The organism is Rhizobium sp. KNZ14-9A (assembly GCF_056755015.1).
The window spans coordinates 1,925,295-1,942,475 of sequence record NZ_JBPGXB010000004.1; the positions used below are offsets into that span (position 1 = coordinate 1,925,295).

General features: G+C 61.9%; 16 protein-coding genes and 1 pseudogene. 5 read left to right on the plus strand and 12 right to left on the minus strand.

Annotated elements, in window-relative coordinates; all coding sequences use genetic code 11:
• Positions 1–36 precede the first annotated feature (36 nt).
• The 4 genes from ACR9ZQ_RS39155 to ACR9ZQ_RS39170 all read right to left on the minus strand — a co-directional run bounded on the left by ACR9ZQ_RS39155 (position 37) and on the right by ACR9ZQ_RS39170 (position 2,367).
• Positions 37–390, minus strand: a complete 354-nt coding sequence (locus ACR9ZQ_RS39155; protein ID WP_481430596.1) for a hypothetical protein — start codon at positions 388–390, stop codon at positions 37–39.
• Positions 391–660: 270 nt separating this feature from the next.
• A complete protein-coding gene (locus ACR9ZQ_RS39160) occupies positions 661–1,398 on the minus strand; it encodes a dienelactone hydrolase family protein (RefSeq protein ID WP_310380247.1) in 738 nt (245 codons plus the stop codon).
• Positions 1,399–1,706: 308 nt separating this feature from the next.
• Positions 1,707–1,964: a CrpP-related protein gene (locus tag ACR9ZQ_RS39165; RefSeq protein ID WP_113320266.1), complete on the minus strand. Its 258-nt coding sequence runs from the start codon at positions 1,962–1,964 to the stop codon at positions 1,707–1,709.
• A 70-nt stretch (positions 1,965–2,034) separates the two neighbouring features.
• A complete protein-coding gene (locus ACR9ZQ_RS39170) occupies positions 2,035–2,367 on the minus strand; it encodes a hypothetical protein (protein WP_481430597.1) in 333 nt (110 codons plus the stop codon).
• 414 nt (positions 2,368–2,781) lie between these two features.
• Between ACR9ZQ_RS39170 and olsE the strand changes: the two genes are divergently transcribed.
• Positions 2,782–3,708 carry an ornithine lipid hydroxylase OlsE gene (gene olsE / locus ACR9ZQ_RS39175; RefSeq protein WP_481430598.1) on the plus strand — a complete coding sequence of 309 codons (927 nt, stop codon included), beginning with the start codon at positions 2,782–2,784 and terminating at the stop codon, positions 3,706–3,708.
• Between the two features lie 87 nt (positions 3,709–3,795).
• On the plus strand, positions 3,796–4,836 hold the full coding sequence (locus ACR9ZQ_RS39180) for a substrate-binding domain-containing protein (RefSeq protein WP_481430599.1): 1,041 nt from the start codon (positions 3,796–3,798) through the stop codon (positions 4,834–4,836).
• Between the two features lie 20 nt (positions 4,837–4,856).
• Here ACR9ZQ_RS39180 and ACR9ZQ_RS39185 read toward each other — a convergent pair whose 3' ends face one another.
• The 8 genes and pseudogenes from ACR9ZQ_RS39185 to ACR9ZQ_RS39220 all read right to left on the minus strand — a co-directional run.
• On the minus strand, positions 4,857–6,122 hold the full coding sequence (locus ACR9ZQ_RS39185) for an ABC transporter substrate-binding protein (protein ID WP_481430600.1): 1,266 nt from the start codon (positions 6,120–6,122) through the stop codon (positions 4,857–4,859).
• A gap of 25 nt (positions 6,123–6,147) precedes the next feature.
• Positions 6,148–6,987 carry a carbohydrate ABC transporter permease gene (locus ACR9ZQ_RS39190; RefSeq protein WP_310380259.1) on the minus strand — a complete coding sequence of 280 codons (840 nt, stop codon included), beginning with the start codon at positions 6,985–6,987 and terminating at the stop codon, positions 6,148–6,150.
• Complete coding sequence (locus ACR9ZQ_RS39195) at positions 6,984–7,910, minus strand: carbohydrate ABC transporter permease (protein ID WP_310380261.1); 927 nt, start codon at positions 7,908–7,910, stop codon at positions 6,984–6,986. Before ACR9ZQ_RS39195 ends, ACR9ZQ_RS39190 begins: the two co-directional genes overlap by 4 nt.
• Complete coding sequence (locus tag ACR9ZQ_RS39200; RefSeq protein ID WP_481430601.1) at positions 7,903–9,066, minus strand: ABC transporter ATP-binding protein; 1,164 nt, start codon at positions 9,064–9,066, stop codon at positions 7,903–7,905. Before ACR9ZQ_RS39200 ends, ACR9ZQ_RS39195 begins: the two co-directional genes overlap by 8 nt.
• Positions 9,066–9,899, minus strand: coding sequence for a metallophosphoesterase family protein (locus ACR9ZQ_RS39205; RefSeq protein WP_481430602.1), 834 nt, complete (start codon positions 9,897–9,899; stop codon positions 9,066–9,068). The genes ACR9ZQ_RS39200 and ACR9ZQ_RS39205 overlap by 1 nt, the downstream gene beginning before the upstream one ends.
• Positions 9,900–10,225: 326 nt before the next feature.
• On the minus strand, positions 10,226–10,630 hold the full coding sequence (locus ACR9ZQ_RS39210) for a type II toxin-antitoxin system VapC family toxin (protein WP_481430603.1): 405 nt from the start codon (positions 10,628–10,630) through the stop codon (positions 10,226–10,228).
• Positions 10,630–10,875: a type II toxin-antitoxin system VapB family antitoxin gene (locus ACR9ZQ_RS39215; protein ID WP_481430604.1), complete on the minus strand. Its 246-nt coding sequence runs from the start codon at positions 10,873–10,875 to the stop codon at positions 10,630–10,632. Before ACR9ZQ_RS39215 ends, ACR9ZQ_RS39210 begins: the two co-directional genes overlap by 1 nt.
• Positions 10,876–11,125: 250 nt before the next feature.
• Positions 11,126–12,022 (minus strand): annotated as a pseudogene (locus tag ACR9ZQ_RS39220) (LysR substrate-binding domain-containing protein); the annotation flags it as partial.
• 146 nt (positions 12,023–12,168) lie between these two features.
• Between ACR9ZQ_RS39220 and ACR9ZQ_RS39225 the strand changes: the two are divergent.
• Genes ACR9ZQ_RS39225 through fhuB form a run of 3 tightly spaced genes read left to right on the plus strand, consistent with a single transcriptional unit; the run spans position 12,169 to position 17,179 of the window.
• Entirely contained in the window at positions 12,169–14,313 is a 2,145-nt protein-coding gene (locus ACR9ZQ_RS39225) for a TonB-dependent siderophore receptor (RefSeq protein WP_481430605.1), read from the plus strand.
• The gene (locus ACR9ZQ_RS39230) at positions 14,307–15,224 is read left to right on the plus strand and encodes an iron-siderophore ABC transporter substrate-binding protein (RefSeq protein ID WP_481430606.1); all 918 of its coding nucleotides are present in this window, start codon (positions 14,307–14,309) and stop codon (positions 15,222–15,224) included. The genes ACR9ZQ_RS39225 and ACR9ZQ_RS39230 overlap by 7 nt, the downstream gene beginning before the upstream one ends.
• Positions 15,224–17,179: a Fe(3+)-hydroxamate ABC transporter permease FhuB gene (gene fhuB, locus ACR9ZQ_RS39235; protein ID WP_481430607.1), complete on the plus strand. Its 1,956-nt coding sequence runs from the start codon at positions 15,224–15,226 to the stop codon at positions 17,177–17,179. Before ACR9ZQ_RS39230 ends, fhuB begins: the two co-directional genes overlap by 1 nt.
• Positions 17,180–17,181 lie beyond the last annotated feature (2 nt).

Here is a 17,181-nt window from a genome sequence, read left to right on the forward strand (position 1 = left end):
ACCGGACCGAGGGCTTTTCATATTGGCCGGAAGCCGCTATCGGAGCGCCGGGCAGCCGCGGACATTGGCAAAGCTGATCTCGCCGGGACCTCGCCGTGTCCAGCCCTGAACGATCACACGCCGCGGCGTGACGTCGACGACGCGAGCGCGGCGGAAGCCGAAATCACGCGCCTTGTCCTCTGCCCATCGGGGATCGCAGCCACCGCGCGGTGGACGACCCCAACCGGGCGGCGGCGGGGGAGGCCTGCCCCAATCCCTGTCAGGTTCAAAACGGGGCGGCGGGCCTCTGTCGTAACCCTCGTAATATTGCGCAGACGCGATGCTCGACGTGGAGGCTACAGTGCCAAGGGCAAGCAGAATGCCGATGGCAGATTTCGTGAAGTTGATCATCAATCCAATTCTCGTTTGGGGCACACGCCTGCGGAGGGTAGGGCACATCGTGGCAAACTGATGGCCAAGCGTATTGTCGCCACGCGGCGAGATAATTCGCTGTGCAAGCCCAATGGGTTAATGTCGCCTTCCTGCTTCAGTGCAACGGCGTGCCGTTCTGTAGGGCACCGCAGATGGCCGGCATGATCGCGCTATCACGTCAGCAAAGTTATAGCAGGTCGCAGCGTTTGCAGACCCCGCCGAGGCCGGGCGAGGTCGCATTCGCTGATCTCAGCTCAGCGTTTCTGCAAAAAGTTCGAGCAGGCGCTTCCAGTGCCGCTCAGAACCTTTTTCGCTGTAGGTCTCGCCGCGATCGGGAACGGTCCAGCCATGCGACATGCCGATATAGTTCTCGATGATGTGGTCGACGCCGCCCGTTCGGAGCGCCTCGGCAAGCCGCGCGGACTGTTCGGGCGGGAAGCTGCCATCGACGCCTGCAACGCCAACATAGACGCGCGCCTTGATATCGCCGGCGAGGCGATGCGGGCTGTCGGGCGCCTCGCTTGCCAGATTGCCGCCGTGGAAACTTGCAGCTGCCGCGATCCTGTCGGCATAAGTGGCCGCTGCCGTCAGCGCCCGGCCGCCGCCCATGCAATAACCGACGGCGCCGACCGGACCGGAAACGCCTTCGGCTTCGAGCATGTCAAGGAAGGCTTCGCTGTCCCTCTTCGTCATCTCCTGCGTCGTTTCGCGGATCATCTTCATGATCTCGGCGCGCGAGGTCTCGTTGCCGAAGGAGGTGCCGTCGAAGGGGCCGTAGGAGCCGAACCGGTAGAAGAGATCGGGCAGCAGCACGATATAGCCGGCATTGGCCAGACGCTCGCCCATGATGTCGGTTGCGTCGCGCGGTCCGAGTGCATCCATATAGTAGAGAATGCCGGGCAGAACCTTGTCCTCGCTGCCGTCAGGGCGGAAAAGTGACGCCTTGGCAACGCCGTCAGCCGTGGTGATTTCAATATCGCGTTTCATCGACCAATCCCTTTGATCTTATTGCTGGCAGCCGCAAAGCCGCCGCCGCCAATCTGGCAAAGGCGGGCGACAGTCTCAAGACACGAATGCGTGGCGGAATCCTCGTTCCCTTATATCTGAGGGGCGTATCCGGCCCTCAAGCTCACAGGGATTTTATGGTCAAGCGGATCGCCCAGCCTATCAGGCTTCCGTCAAGCCAACCTACGCTCAGCCCGATGATTTTGAACACTTGAGTGAAGTTCGATACTGCGCGGCTGTGATGCTGAGAAGAGAGCGAACTCGTCGTTGGCGCACGACCCGCAACACTATTACGCGCCGAGCGCAGGCCGTTTGGAAAACGAAATCAGTTCCTTGACGTGAGTGGCAATCCGCCCTTCACGGCTGGCGTGTTCTGCTTCCCAACCGAATTTCCACGCGTCATGTCGCGCAAGCCAATCGCCGAGGGCGCTGGTGTCACCAATGGGTATCCTGTGAGCTTCGAGATACGGGTTCTCGTGCGCCTTCAATCCGAGCACTCGAGCTCGTGAACCCGCTTCCTGCAAATCGATCAGCTCTTCAATCGTCATACGCAACCCTCATCGATGCGATGAAGCTAACATTACGGCCCACTCATGCAAGCGTTCACTAATTAATAGGTTAATCCGCGACGATTTGGTTTACGGACGACGATCTGGTCGAATGAGCGAGCCAGCGGTTATCAAAGCCGGTTTTGCGGGGCAGCGGATCGATGTCCGATGAGGTAATCCAGACCCGTCCGTCATATGCCAGTTCGCCGTCCATGAACTTGCGGTCAGCGATACCCTCGTACAGGTCGAGCCTCTCGATGAGACCCTGGATCATATCACCAGTAGAGGAAGGAAGGGCATCGCCCGCGATGCATACGGCCTGATGCAGGTTCCCTTCCGCCATGACCAGAACAGCATGAGTGCCACAAAGGCGGATCTTACCGGGCACGGTTACGAGCGACATTTTGGCCTCCTACAAAGTTACGGGAGAGTGTTGCTGCGTCTCCTGAAGGCTAGGGAGCCATGGTTAATCAAAGGTTAACATCAATCAATTTGGCAATCGGTTCGTCCCCCACCTCAAATTGACGTAGCGCAAGCCTTGGAAGTTTATGTTCGCACTCGGAGTGACAAGGGTGCAAAAAATACTGCCAATCTGGTGACGACTGATGCGATTGCCGATCATCCAGATTTGCTGAGCTCTGCCGGATGTTCCACGCAGCCATGCAGAACTCGGGCGTGCATTCCGCCGCGATCAATGGCATGAGTGGCGGGAACACCGGGCCGGGGCGTTACCGGATCGATCCGTGCAGCGAGGGCGGCGCGCGATCAAGGGAGGAATTGGGTAACGCGCTTGAGGCCGGCGAGCTCCTGAGGGGACATGACATTGACGTTGAAAGCTGCCGCAGCCGCGAGGTACATTCTTGCCTATCTGTCTTGGCCACTGGTGTTTTTCTCCGGTCTGACGGGCGCCTATTTTGGCTTCGCAAGCGGGCATCCGATGGTCGCATTTGCAGCAATCTATGCGGGCGCGGTGCTGCTCCTCTTCCTGCTCGAGCGTATCATTCCCTATGAAGAACGCTGGCTCCAGGCAGATGGTGAAACGGCCAACGATATTGCCCACACCGTCCTGACAAAGGGGCTCGTCGAACTGGCAGCTCTCGCCGGGGTCATCTTTCCGATGCTTGCGGCAGCCCTGCTGCAGCCGCTTGCCGCCATGCAATTCAGCCTCTGGCCGGCATCCTGGCCGATGATCTTCCAGGCGGCCCTCGCCGTCGTCATCGCAGAATTCGGCCTCTACTGGGCGCATCGCATCGCCCACGAGCGGCTGTTCTTCTGGCGTTTCCATGCCCTGCACCACAGCGTCACCCGCCTCTGGGTCATCAATACCGGCCGTTTCCACGTCATCGATTCCCTGTTCAAGATCGCGTTGAGCCAGATCCCGCTCTACCTGCTCGGCGCCCCGCTGCAGGTCTTCTGGTGGCTTGGTGCCGTCACGGCCTTCATCGGCATCCTGACCCATTGCAACGTCGATATGCGGACGGGCCTTTTCGACTTCGTCTTCTCGACGCCCCGGCTTCACCGCTGGCACCATTCGAAGGATCTGCGCGAAGGCAATACCAATTACGGCGAGAATGTCGTGCTGTTCGACCAGCTGTTCGGCACCTATTTCAATCCCGACCGCCCGTCCTCGACCGATATCGGCATCAAGGGTCAGATCGCTCCCGGCTTCGTCAGCCAATTGGCGCAGCCCTTCACCAAGGACGGCGTGCGCCAGATCCTCGGCCGTCAGCCCAAACGCGGCTGAGACCAAAATCGACCTTTGGCCGTCATCATTTCATGACAATCCGCCCGTAAGAGCCTGCAAACCTCGACGGAGACGGACAGGACGGCGATGACGACGTTGAAACAGGTTGCGCTAAGGGCCGGATGTTCCATGGCGACGGCAAGCCGCGTGCTGAACCTCAGCGGTCCAGTCAGCCAGGCGGCCGCACTTCGCGTGCGCCGTGCTGCAGCCGAAGTCGGCTATCGGGCGGCCGCATCCTCTTCCCGCAGCGGCCGCCGGCCTGTTATCGGCGTGCTGGTGCCGAGCGTGACCAATCCGGTTTTCGCTTCGTCCCTCTCGGGCATCCAGAACCGCATGCTGGTCGCCGGCCACAGCGTTCTCATTGCCCAGTCAAATTACGATCCCGATCAGGAGGCCAATGCCGTGGCAGGGCTGCTTGGGGAGCGGCCGACCGGGTTGATCCTGACGGTCTGTAATGGTGAGACAAGCCCGGCATTGGCGCAGGACTTGCCGCCGACAGTACTGCTTGGCAGCTCTCCAACGGCCCGATATCCAGCTGCCGTCACCGTCAACAACTACGCTGCCGGCTGCCGGATGACCGAACATCTCTTATCCATGGGCCACCGGCGCATCCTTTATGTCTCGGGCAGCTTCAAGGCCTCGGACCGTGCGCTTTTGCGCTACCGCGGCTATCTGCAGACGATGGAGGCAGCGGGCGTGGCTCCGCTCGAGGCCGTAGAAGTGCCCTTCGTCAGCGGCTATGACCAGATGGATCTCGGCCAGGCCTTGCGGACATTTTCCCCGACCGCCATCATCGGCTCCAACGATCTGATCGCGCTTGGCGTCATCGGCGCCATCCATCGCGAGGGCTTGCGTGTTCCCGACGATATCTCGGTGGCCGGCTTCGACGGCATCGCCATCGGCAAGCTCATCAATCCGACGCTGACTTCGATCGAAATGCCCGATCTCAGCATGGGGGCGACGGCGGCATCGTTGCTGCTCGATATCGTCGAGAATGATGCACCGCTGAGGCATCTGGAATTGTCGCATGCCTTGCGGACAGGCGGCACGGTGCGAAACCTCCAAAACGAAGAAACCGCCACAACCCGTGGATGCGGCGGTTCCGGATCGAGACCGCGGGTGGCTTAACCCGCGACCAATTGCAAAAATTAGCTACGCGGCAGCATGCCTTCGACGTCGGAGGCGGCGTCGTCGAGGGCTTCCTTCGGCTGAGCAGAACCATCGACGATGCGTGACAGATTGTCGACGATCGTCTGGGTGACTTTGACGCCATTGGTGCCGGGGAAGGCATACCACGGGATCATCCGCGGCATCTGGCTGAGGCCAGCCTGGAAGAGTGGGTTCTTCTTGTAGAAGTCGCCGAGATATTCGGCGGACTTGGCGGCAAGCTCGTTGTTCGGCACATAACCGGTGCCGGGAACGACGACGGAGGCGCCATAGGGGCCGGCCGCGAACTTGGCGAACTTCCAGGCGGCATCCTGCTTGGCGGCATCCTTGGCGAGGATGACGACGGCATTGCCGCCTGTCGGCAGATGGCCCTTGTCGGGATCGATCAGCGGGATCTGGGCGGTGCGCAGATCGAACTTGGTGCCGACATTCTTGATCGTGTTGACGAGCGCGCCGGTCGTCTGGAATTCGAAGCCGACCTTGCCGGCTGCGAAGGCCTGTTCACCTGCTGCCTTGGTGAAGACCGGCATGCCGCCTTCCTTGACGAAGCGGCTGATCAGCTCGACGGCTTTCTGGCCCTCCGGACCGTTGAAGGCCACCTTCTGCTCGTCGTCGCTCAGCATCTTGCCGCCGGCACCGAAGAGCAGGGCGGAGAACATCCAGTCGTCGCCCTGCCAGCGGAAATCCATGCCGTCGACGCCGTTGCCGAGCGCCTTGATCTTGCCGGCGAGCGCGATGACTTCGTCCCAGGTCTTCGGCGGGGTGTCGGGATTGCCGCCGGCTGCCTTCACGAGATCGGCATTGTAATACATGATCGGGTTGGAGGTGGCGAAAGCAAGGCCCACCTGCTTGCCGTTGACCTGGGCGAGCTTCAGGATCGTGTCCGAAAAGCCCTGCTCGGCCATGTTACCTTCCTTCTGGACGAGCGGCGTCATGTCGATGGCGACATTGCGTTCGTTCAGCATGCGCAGGCGGTTGAGGCCGATGAAGGTGATGTCGGGCATTTCAGACGTGCCGGCCTGGCGCAGGATCAGCTGGATACCGTCTTCATAGGTCGCCGAGGGAGCGGCGAACTGGATCTTGATATCAGGGTTTTCTTCCATGAACTTCTTCGAGATCGTGTCCATCACGTCCTTGAAGAAGCCCGGCATCGGGTAGTGGATCGTCAGCGTCGTTTCGGCGTGGGCCGGCAGTGCTGCCGCCACGGACAGAGCCGCTGCTGCGAGGAACTGGGTGAAATGCTTCATCGCTCGTTCTCCTGGGTTCAGCCGGTCAGCCTTTGAGACCGGTCATGGTGATGCCCTCGACGAAGCGTTTCTGCGCCAGCAGGAAAGCCGCAACGAGGGGAATGGTGATGATGATGGTGGCCGCCATCAGCGCGCCGTAATCGTCGCCGGCTTCCGCGGCGCGGAAGTTCATCAGGCCGAGCGGCGGGGTGGCGTAACCCGGCTTGCTGATGACGATCAGCGGCCAGTAGAGGTCGTTCCAATGGGCGACGACCGAAAAGATTGCGAAGGCCGTGACCGCCGGCCAGGCATTCGGCACGATGACGCGCGAGACGATGCCGAGTTCGGACATGCCGTCGAGGCGGGCAGCATGGATCAGGTCGTCCGGCATGGCGCGGAAGAACTGCAGGAACAGGAAGATCGCAAAGACCGAGATGGTGAAGGGTGCGACCAGCGCCGTATAGCCGTTGAGCAGCGAGAGGCTATCGAAGGCGACATAGAGCGGAAGGGCTGTCGCATGGATCGGCACCAAGAGGCCGAGCAGCACGAGCACCATCATCATGCGGGCAGCGCGGAATTTCAGCTTCGCCATGGCGTAGGCGCAGGGGATCGCGACGAGCACCTGGAAGAAAAAGATCAGCGCGCAGACCACCACGCCGTTCCAGAGAAGCGTGCCCATCGCCACCTTGTCGAGCGCCTTGGTAAAATTCTGCACGTAGTAGAAATGCGTCGGGATCAGCGACAGTGCTGCGGTGAAGATATCGTCCTGCGACTTGCCGGCCGCCGATATCATGAAGATGTAGGGCGCGAGGAAGACGACCGCGCCGAGGATCAAAAGCGCCAGGCGGACGAGCCGGCCGAGGGTGAAACGGGAGCGCGTCTTCATGAATAGTGCACCCGCCGGTCGAGGAAGCGGTATTGCAGGAACATCATCACCACGAGAATGGCGAGGAAGACCACAGTCATGGCCGAGGCATAGCCAACCTTCATGTAGACGAAGCCCTCCTGATAGATGGTGAAGAGAAGCACTTCGGAGGCGTGATTGGGGCCGCCATCCGTCAGCGTCTTGACGGTCTCGAAGGTCTTTACCGCATTGATGACGCTGATCGTGGTGACGAAGAGCGCCGTCGGCCCGAGCATCGGCCAGGTGACGAGAAAGAAGCGGTCGAGCGAGGATTTGGCGCCATCGATCTCGGCGGCGGCATAGAGCTCGCGCGGGATCGCCGTCAGCCCGGCGAGGAACAGCACCATGTTGAAGCCGACCGTCTGCCACACACCGATGATCGAGAGGCTATAGAGGGCGGTCGACGAGGAACCGAGCCAGTTCGGCTTCGGCAGGCCGACGAGACCGATAAGCGCATTAAGCGGACCGATCGTCGGATGGAAGAGATACTGCCAGACGGTTGCCATGGCGACGATCAGCGAGACGACGGGGAGGAAATAGGCGGTGCGGAAGACGCTCTTTCCCCAGCCCTCGCTCTCGATCAGCATGGCCACACCAAGGCCGAGCAGGATCGAGACGGGTGCGACGATCGCCGTATAGACCGTGGTGTTCCACAGGGACTTGCGGAAGGTGCGGTCGCTAAAGAGCTCGGCATAGTTCTCGAAGCCGACGAAGCGGAACTTGCCGGCGCCGAGTTCGAAATCGGTAAAGCCGAGGAAGACGACGGCGACGATCGGCAGCAGCACGAAGAGGACGATCAGGATAATCGCTGGCAGCGTCAGCAGCCAGGCCGTCTGTGCCTCGCGTCGCTCATGCCTGACGGATGGTGCAACCGACCGGATCTCGCCTGCGGCAATGCTAGCCATGGGCCTTCTCCCTGCTGGTATCGGCGGGAAGTGCGGCAGTGCGCAGCCGGCGGCCGTCGGGTGCAAAGACCATGGCCTTGTCGGGCTGAAAGGAGAGGGTGACGGGCATGCCGGCAGAAAGGCCCGCGGCATCGGCCGGTGTAAGCTTGGCAAGTACGGTCTCGCCGATCGCATTCAGTCGGCAGAACAGGATCACCTCGGAGCCGAGGAATTCCATACGCTCGATGCGGCCGGGAAGAGAGGTCTGGCCCTCCGCCGCAAGCCGCACGAATTCCGGACGGATGCCGATCGTCACGTCGGGACCGGCAGGATTGGCTTCTTCCAGCGTGAGCCTGATATCGCCGAAGGCGATCGTTCCGCCATTGGCGCGCGCCGGTAAGAGATTGATGCGCGGCTGGCCGACGAAGCGGGCGACCTCGATATGGGTGGGATCGTCATAGATGACCTGCGGCGGCGCCAGCTGCAAAAGCTGGCCGCCGATCATCACGGCGACGCGGTCGGCCATGGAGAGCGCCTCGGCCTGATCATGGGTGACATAGACGGTCGGCACGCCGGCGCGGCGATGTAATTCGACGATTTCGCCGCGCGCATGGACGCGCAGGTTGGCGTCAAGGTTCGACAGCGGTTCGTCCATCAGGAAGACGCTCGGATGGCGCACCATGGCGCGGGCGAGCGCCACGCGCTGCCGCTGGCCGCCCGACATCTGGCCGGGCTTGCGCTCAAGGAGATGGTCGATCTTCAGGGCTTTGGCCGTTTCCTGCACATCGCGGGAAATGCCGGAACGAATGGCACGGTAGCCGGGCATGACAGGGCCGAGGAAGGGAAGACGCTGAATGCGGCTCAGCCGACGCATGGCAAGCGGAACGGCGATATTCTGGCCGGCAGTCAGATGCGGATAGAGCGCGTAGGACTGGAAGACCATGGCGATGTTTCGGTCTGCGGCCGCCACATTGGACATTTCCCGCCCGCCGATGACGATCTCGCCGGCGTCTGCATGGTCGAGGCCGGCAAGTATGCGCAAGAGCGTGCTCTTGCCGCAGCCCGAGGGGCCAACGAGGGCGATGAATTCGCCCGGCTGCACATCGAGGCTGATGTTTTTGAGAATGGCGTTGTCGCCATAGGATTTGGAAATGGCCGAAAGGGTCAGCGCGCTCATTACGCCGGCTCCTTCTGCACCTTGTGGGCCTCGTGCGGATAGACCTCGGCCACCACATCGTCGAGCACATGCGCCACCATGCCTGATATAGGGACGATCTCGCTCGTGACGTCGTCGCCGAGATCGTGAAGCACGGCTCCAACAAGCTTCTCGCCCGGCATCTCTCGCTCCATCGTGCCGATGATGAAGGCGGCGGACGGTCCCCAGGTGAGCGAGGTATCGTTGAAACGGCCCTTCCAGGCCCAGTGCAGGTGGCCGCTGGCGTAGAGCGCGACATCATGGGCGGCGATCAGATCATAGAGCCTCTGGCGCTGGGCCGGCCGGATGCTCCAGTAGCCGGTGTCGCCTTCATCGGGTGCATCGACGAAAAGCGGCTTATGGGCAAACATCGCGATCCGTCGGCCGGCGCGCTCGGCAAGCGCCTTTTCCAACCATGCGAATTGCGTTTCCTGCTCGTCATTCTCCATGCCCATCAGCAGGCTGTCGAGGCCGATGAGGCGCCAGTTGCCGGCATCCTCCAGCCAGTAGTCCGGGCCGACGAGGTTGCGCCAGCGGCTGAGCCTTGTTGCATCGACCGGCTGGAGCGAACCCGGCAGATGGCCGACATCGTGATTGCCGGGAACGATCAGCATCGGGATCTTCACCTGCTGCATCAGCTCCATGCAGAAAGTCAGATCCTCGTCCTTGTCGGCGCCATCGACGGCAAGATCGCCGGTATGGATGACGAGATCCGCGCCGCTGCCGTTGATCCAGTCCGCAAGCGGCTGCCAGTTGCCGTTGAAATGCGGTATCGACGGGCTGAAATGCGTGTCGGTGATCTGGACGATTTTCATGCCGGCGCTCTCCAATAAGGCCCGCGGCAGGTTTCCGGCGGCAGGCAATGCTGATGCCGCCTCTTTAGAGCGCCCCAATGTCAGGCGGGTTACAAGCGTTTCCACCATTGTTCCAATTGTGTCGTGCAATTGTCATGAGGAGCAGATCGCGTGGCCATGCCCTGCATCCTGGCGGCCGCGAAAGGTCGGTCGATGCATGTCGAGAAGAAGTTGGCCGCGGCCAATTCTTCTTGGCTGTGCAGTAGCTGTGAGTTGCGTCTTTCCGCATCGGGCTATCCGGGCGCCGGATAGTCACGAAGGCCTACGGGCCAACTATCGGGAAGAGATCACGGAACGGTTTCGATATCGGTCTCGCGAAACTCGTTATCGGTCGCCAAAATTGGGACGTCATAGTACCTCGCACAGGCGTAGTGGAGGCAGTCGCCAAGGTTAAGGCCTCTGCGGCTGGCGCGATATCGATGCGCAGCTGAAAGAGCGAGGTGCGTTGTTTCACGAGCCGGGGGAAGGTCGCGGATCTCGATCCTGCGAGCCTCCAGAAATTCCATCAGCAGCGCTTCCACTGTATCAAGCGGCAAGCCAAACTTGTCGGGTAGCGCGAGCCCCAAAGCCGCTTCGAGCATTGCGACAGGAGAGGTGAATGGGTCGCGCGCCGCCGCGATCGCATCGGATACCCGCTTGGCCTCCGGTTCATCCGACAGGAGGGCGATGATCGCGCAGACCTCGATGAACATCAGCCTTTGTCCCACGGGGAATCAATGACCTCATGGGAAAGCGGCTTGCGGGAGGAGGGTGTCAGGGAAATGCCATGCTTCTTCCTGAGCCGGGCCGCAGTCTCGGCCGGGCTCTCGCTACTGGTACGACGTTCGACAGCCTCTTTCATGGCGATCACAATCGCATCAGTAATACTGACCCCGGCCATGGTGGCGAACTCCCGCGTCAGAGCATCCGCCTCTGCGTTGTTGACGTTGATGGCCATCGCCAGCTCCATGTAGATAATTCCCTTAAATAATGCAGATCACTTTGTTCTTCATTCCAAGCTTTGAAGTGGGATGACAGATGGATCTGCGTCACAGATCGACTTTACGCCCTTCCTCTTCCGGTCTCGACAGATCAAGTTCGGACCCGACGAGCGGCGAACGGCGCAATGCAGACAAGGTCGTGTCCGATGGTTCGCCAGACACCGGCGCTTTGACTATCATCTCGCCGGATGCCGGAGGGCTGATCTTCTGCCGGTACCGGCCAATGAAAGCCTTGGTGGCAGGCGAACTTTCGCCCTTGCGGTAGGCGATCGCCACGTCCGACGTCACCGTCACGCTCTGAAGCGGCCGGTAGTGGATATCCGGCAGTTCCACGCGGCTCATCGATTGCGGCACGAGAGCGATGCCGGTGCCGATGCCGACAAGGGCGGCGATTTCGGTAAAGTCGTGTGCGATGGCCTTGACGGAGGGTTCGAAGCCCGCCTCCCGGCAGGCCTGCAGCGTGTTGCGGTGAAAGCCGACTTCCGGCGGTTGGCGTGGCGTGATGAAGGTATTATCGGCCAGTCGGGCGAGCGTATCGATGGCGCGCTCTGAGAATTCATGATCCGCCGAGACCATCGCAACCAGCGGCTCGCGCAGCACGACTTGCACGGAAACGCTAGGCGGTATCGGCGCCGGCGCGCGGATATAGCCGAAATCGAGCAGACCGTCGGCAATGCGCTGCAGCTGCTGGCGCAGCTCCATTTCCTGCAGTTCGACTTCGACATGGGGATAGTGGCGCTTGAAGTCCCTGATCGAGCCGACGACCGCGCCGGAATAGGCGGCGGACGCGACATAGCCGATCGAGATGCGCCCGCTTTCGCCGCGCCCGGCGCGGTTAATGGCGGCGACCGTCGCCTCAGTCTGGGCCAGGACTTTCCGGGCCTCCTGGAACAGGGTCTCGCCCGAATGCGTGAGCTGCACGCCGCGCCGGCTCCGATCGAGCAGCGGCGTGCCGACAATCTTTTCGAGGCTCCTGATCTGCTGGCTGAGACCCGGCTGGGCGATGCCGAGCCTGGCAGCCGCACGTTCGAAATTCCGCTCTTCGACCAGGGTCACGAAATACCTCAAGTGCCGGAGTTCGAAGCCGGGGTCGGTCAGCGCCACTCATGTTCTCCTAGAAGAATTCAAATCTATGACATCAGGCAGGTTTCATAACCCGCGCTTATAAAAAATTCGAGCCGCATTTATTGGACCTTCGAAAAATAACATGATTAGAAAAATCCAGTTTTACGGCATATAACGAGCCCCCAATGACTGGTTCTCTTCACCTCCTCAAATTTGCTTCGACCACAGCGCTGGCAAGCGTGCTTCTGGCGCCGCTGTTTCCGGCGACCGCGCAAGAGGCCAATCCGACGACGCTCGCCCCGATCGTCATCAGCGGCTCCAAGGGCGAGGACCCGACGGCGCCGGTAAAGGGCTTCGTTGCCAGGACGAGTGCTACGGCGACCAAGACCGGCACGCCGCTTATCGAGACTCAACAATCGATCTCGGTGCTGACGGCTGACCAGCTGAAGTCGCAGGACGCCGAAACCGTCGGCCAGGCGCTCGATTACGTGCCCGGGGTCGTCGGCGAGCCCTACGGCGCCGACCCACGTTTCGACTCGCCGCGTATCCGCGGTTTCGACAGCCGCCAGGCGCAGTTCCTGAACGGGTTGCGCATGATGCGCACGGCAGGCGCGCCCGCGGTCGACCCCTATCAGCTCGAGCGTATCGAAGTGCTGCGCGGCCCGGCTTCTGTCATGTATGGCCAGGGCAATCCCGGTGGCATGATCAATCTCATCAGCAAGCGGCCGGTCTTCGAACGCTTCGGCGAAGTCGGCATTCAGGCCGGCAGTTACGACACCTACGGCACCTATTTCGATTTCGGCGACATCATTCCCGGCAATTCCGATTTCGCCTATCGTCTGACAGGGCTTGCAAGGACGGCCTCGGCGCAGGTCGATGAACTCGACAATGACCGCTACTTCATCGCTCCGGCGCTCACTTGGCAGCCGGACGACGATACCAAGCTGACGATCCTGACCAGCATCCAGCACGACAATCCGAGCACGCCATCCGGCCTGCCGCCTTCACTCACTCTCAATGCGACGGGCGCCAACCGCCTGTCGCGGGATTTCTTCGTCGGCGACAAGAGTTTCGATACGTCCGACCGGACGTTGACCAATCTCGGCTATGAGCTGGAACACCGCCTGAACGATACCTGGACCTTCCGCCAGAACCTGCGCTACCAGAATTTCGACTGGAATTATAAGGCACTCGGCATGTCGACGATCGGCCTTACCGGCGGCCGGACGATCAACCGCAATGCCACCATCCAGGATGAGCTGCTGAATACGTTCAACGTCGACAATAACCTGCTTGCGGAATTCGACACCGGCGAGATCCAGCACAAGATGCTGTTTGGTCTCGACTATCGCTATTACAGCAACAATGTCGGCACGCAGTTTTGGCGCGCCACGTCGCTCGATGCCTTCAATCCGGTCTATGGCTCAGTCAGGCTGATCGCCCCGACGGTCAGCACCCATGTCGATTCCCAGATGACGCAGGTCGGCCTCTACGTGCAAGACGAGCTTGCCTATGAGAACTGGCGTGCAACGGCAGCCCTTCGGCAGGACTGGGCCAGTACCGATGGGACATCGACGAACCGGCTGACGGGCATTTCGCGTCCTGTCGATCAGGACGATCAAAAGCTCACCGGCCGGGCCGGCCTCAGCTATGTCTTCGACAACGGCATCGCCCCCTATGTCAGCTACGCCACCTCCTTCGAGCCGGTGCCGGTTTCCACGACGAGCGGTATTCTCCAGCCGACGACGGGCGAGCAGGTGGAGGTGGGCGTCAAATATCAGCCGGAGGGCTGGAACGGCTTCTTCACCGTCGCCGCCTACGACCTGAAGCAGGAGAACGTACTGGCGACCTACGCTCTGCCGGATGGCACGACGAGAACCGGTCAGATCGGCGAGGTTGCGGTCAAGGGCATCGAACTGGAAGGCGTTACCAGCCTTACCGACGGGCTCGATCTGCGCGCCGCCTACACCTACATGCAGGCAGAAATCGTCGGCGGTGTCGACGATGGCAAGCGCCCTGACAATGTGCCGGAGCATGCGGCCAGCCTCTGGCTCGACTACACCTTCCCTGAGGATACGGCGCTCGAAGGCTTCGGTCTCGGCGGCGGCGTGCGCTATGTCGGCCAGCGCTACGGAGATACCAAGAACACGCTCGATCTTGACGCCGTGACCCTCTTCGATGCAGCACTGCACTACAAGAAGGACAATGTGACCGCCTCGCTGAACTTCAAGAACCTTGCCGACAAGGATTATGTTGCAAGCTGCAGCTCCTTCGGCTGCACCTATGGCGATGGCAGAACGGTGATGGGTAAGCTGACCTTTCAATGGTGAGTGAATTTCAAGACGCATATGGACGGGGCATCAGCCGTCGGCAAGCGCTTACCCTGCTGGCGGCTTTCGCAATTCCCGGCAAGGCCTTTGCGGAAGCGTCCCAATCGCTGCCAAGGCGCGTCGCAGCAATCGACTGGGCCATGCTGGAAACGCTTGTGGCACTCGGAATTATGCCAGTCGCCGCGACCGAACTCGTACAGTTCCGCAAGGATGCGGTCGAGCCAATGCTGGCCGAGAGCGTTGCCGATCTCGGCCTGCGCGGATCGCCGAACCTCGAACTCCTGCGCCTGCTGCGTCCGGACCTCATTCTGATTTCGCCCTTCTATGTCAGGTTCGAGGCGAGCTTTCGGGCGATTGCGCCGGTCCTGTCGCTGCCCTTCTATAACAGGGGCGAGCCGCCCTATCAGAGGGCGATCGATGCCGTTTCGGCACTTGCAAAGGAGCTTGGCCTCGAAGAGCGTGGCCGCGAAGTCGTGGCTGAACAGGCAGCCCTTGTCGAGGAGGCGCGCCTCAGCCTGCAGGCTTTTGCCGCGCGCCCGACCTATCTCGTCAATATCGGTGATAGCAGGCACGTCCGCGTTTTCGGCGCCGACAGCATGTTCGGCGATATCCTGTCACGGCTCGGCCTGCCGAATGCCTGGACGGACCGTTCCCGCTATACGTTCGCCGCGCCGGTGCCGATCGAAAACCTCGCCGCAGAGCCTCAGGCGCGCATCGTCATCATCTCCGATATCCCGGTCGAAGCCCGCAACGGCCTGAAGAACAGCATGATCTGGCAATCGCTGCAGCCGGTGCGCTCCGGCCGCGTGCTGATGCTTTCCAATATCAATCCCTATGGCGGCATCTCGGCGGCCGCCCGCTTCACGCGGCTTTTCAAGGCGGCGATGCTGTCGTCTGGGGAAAGGCCGTGATGAGACCCGCCGCACTCGCCGTCGCGCTTCTCGCCTCCGCCGGCCTCTTCCTGTCGGCGGCACTCAGCCATCTGCCTTTTGCCGACTGGCCGTCCTTGCCCTTCGATGCCGGGCAGATGACGACGCAGCAGATCATTTTCGCCTACGCCGCCCTGCCGCGCGGGGCGATTGCGATTCTGGCCGGTGCGGCCCTCGGGCTTGCCGGCGCCCTCTTGCAGCGCCTCCTGCGCAACCCGATTGCCGATCCCTCGACGCTCGGCGTCTCCTCCGGCGCGCAGCTTGCGATCGTCGTTGCGACACTGTTCTTCCCCGAGGTGCTCGATGGCTACCGCGGGCTTGTTGCGCTTGCCGGTGCGGCCGCGGCAACCGCCATCGTCTTCCTGCTCGGCTGGCGGCGCAGCTTCGAGCCCATCACCATGGTGGTCTCCGGCCTGCTCGTCGGCATTACCTGCAATGCGCTATCGGCGGCGATGACGCTCTCGCAGGGCGAATATCTGATGTCATTGGTGACCTGGAACGGCGGTTCGCTCAGCCAGCAGGACTGGTCGGCGACGGTAAGCCTCGGCCTCGAACTGCTGCTCGGCCTCGCCATCACCCTCCTGTTGCTGCGCCCGCTGACCGTGCTCGGCCTCGGCGACAGTAGTGCCCGCTCGCTCGGTGTGGCACTTGCCGGCACACGCATTGCTATTGCAAGCCTTGCCGTGGCGCTGAGCGCCGGCGTTGCCGCCGTCGTCGGGCTTGTCAGCTTCGTCGGCCTTGCCGCCCCGGCGCTGGTGCGCCTGCTTGGTATCCGCACGACGCGCAGCATCCTGCTTTTGTCGCCTGTTGCCGGCGGCCTCTTGCTCTGGTTCTGCGATGGCATCGTCCAGCTCGTCGCCTCCTCGGCGGGCGAAACCTTTCCGACGGGATCGGTGACGGCCTTGATCGGCGGGCCGCTATTGCTCTGGCTGCTGCCGCAGGTGCGGGCCGTCGAGCCGCCGCAGCCGCCCGATAGCGTCGTCGTCTCCCGCGCGCCGCTGTCGCGCCTCGTCCTCATCTCCTGCCTGCTGCCGCCGCTTGCCTGGGCGGCCCTCTGCGTTGCGCGCCTGCCGGAAGGTTGGACGCTGCTGAGCGGCGATCTCTTCTGGGAACTCTTTCCCGCCCGCTGGCCCCGGCTGGTGGCATCGACCGCGGCCGGCGGGCTGCTCGCCATGGCGGGCGCCATGCTGCAGCGCCTCACCGGCAATCCGATGGCAAGCCCCGAGGTGCTGGGTGTCAGCGGCGGGGCCGGCGTCGGTTATGCCGTTGCCTTGAGCTTCTCCGCCAATGCCGGCGCGCCTGCCCTCTTTCTTGGCGCTGGCGGCGGCGCGATCGTCGTACTTGTCATCGTGGCACTCTTTGCCGCCCGCCGGCATCTGCCGCCTGAACGCCTGCTGCTCGCAGGCATTTCCGTCAGCGCCTTTTCGTCGGCGATCCTGAGTGCGCTTCTTGCCGTCGGCGATCAGCGCGCCTGGCAGATCCTTTCCTGGCTCGGCGGCTCGGCTGCAGCCGCCACGCCGCAAACGGCTGTGTTCCTCGCCGGGCTCACCATTGTCATCCTGATAATCGGCCTGATCTTCACGCGATGGCTGACAATCCTGCCACTTGGCGCGCCGACCGCGCTTGCGCTTGGCTTACCGCTTGTCAGTGCTCGCATGCTGATGGTGCTGACGGCAGGCATTGCGACCGCTGCCGCTTCGCTGCTCGTCGGCCCCTTGAGCTTTGTCGGCCTGATGGCCCCGCACATCGCCCACCGTGCCGGCTTCGAAAAGGCCGGCAGCAACCTGCTCGCCTCCGCCGTCATCGGCGCTGTGCTGATGATGATCGCCGATCTCGGCGCCCGCACTGTCACTTTTCCCTATGAACTGCCGTTGGGACTCTTTGCGGCCTTCGCCGGCGCGCCATACCTTGTCTGGATGATAGGCAAAAGGCAGTAAGA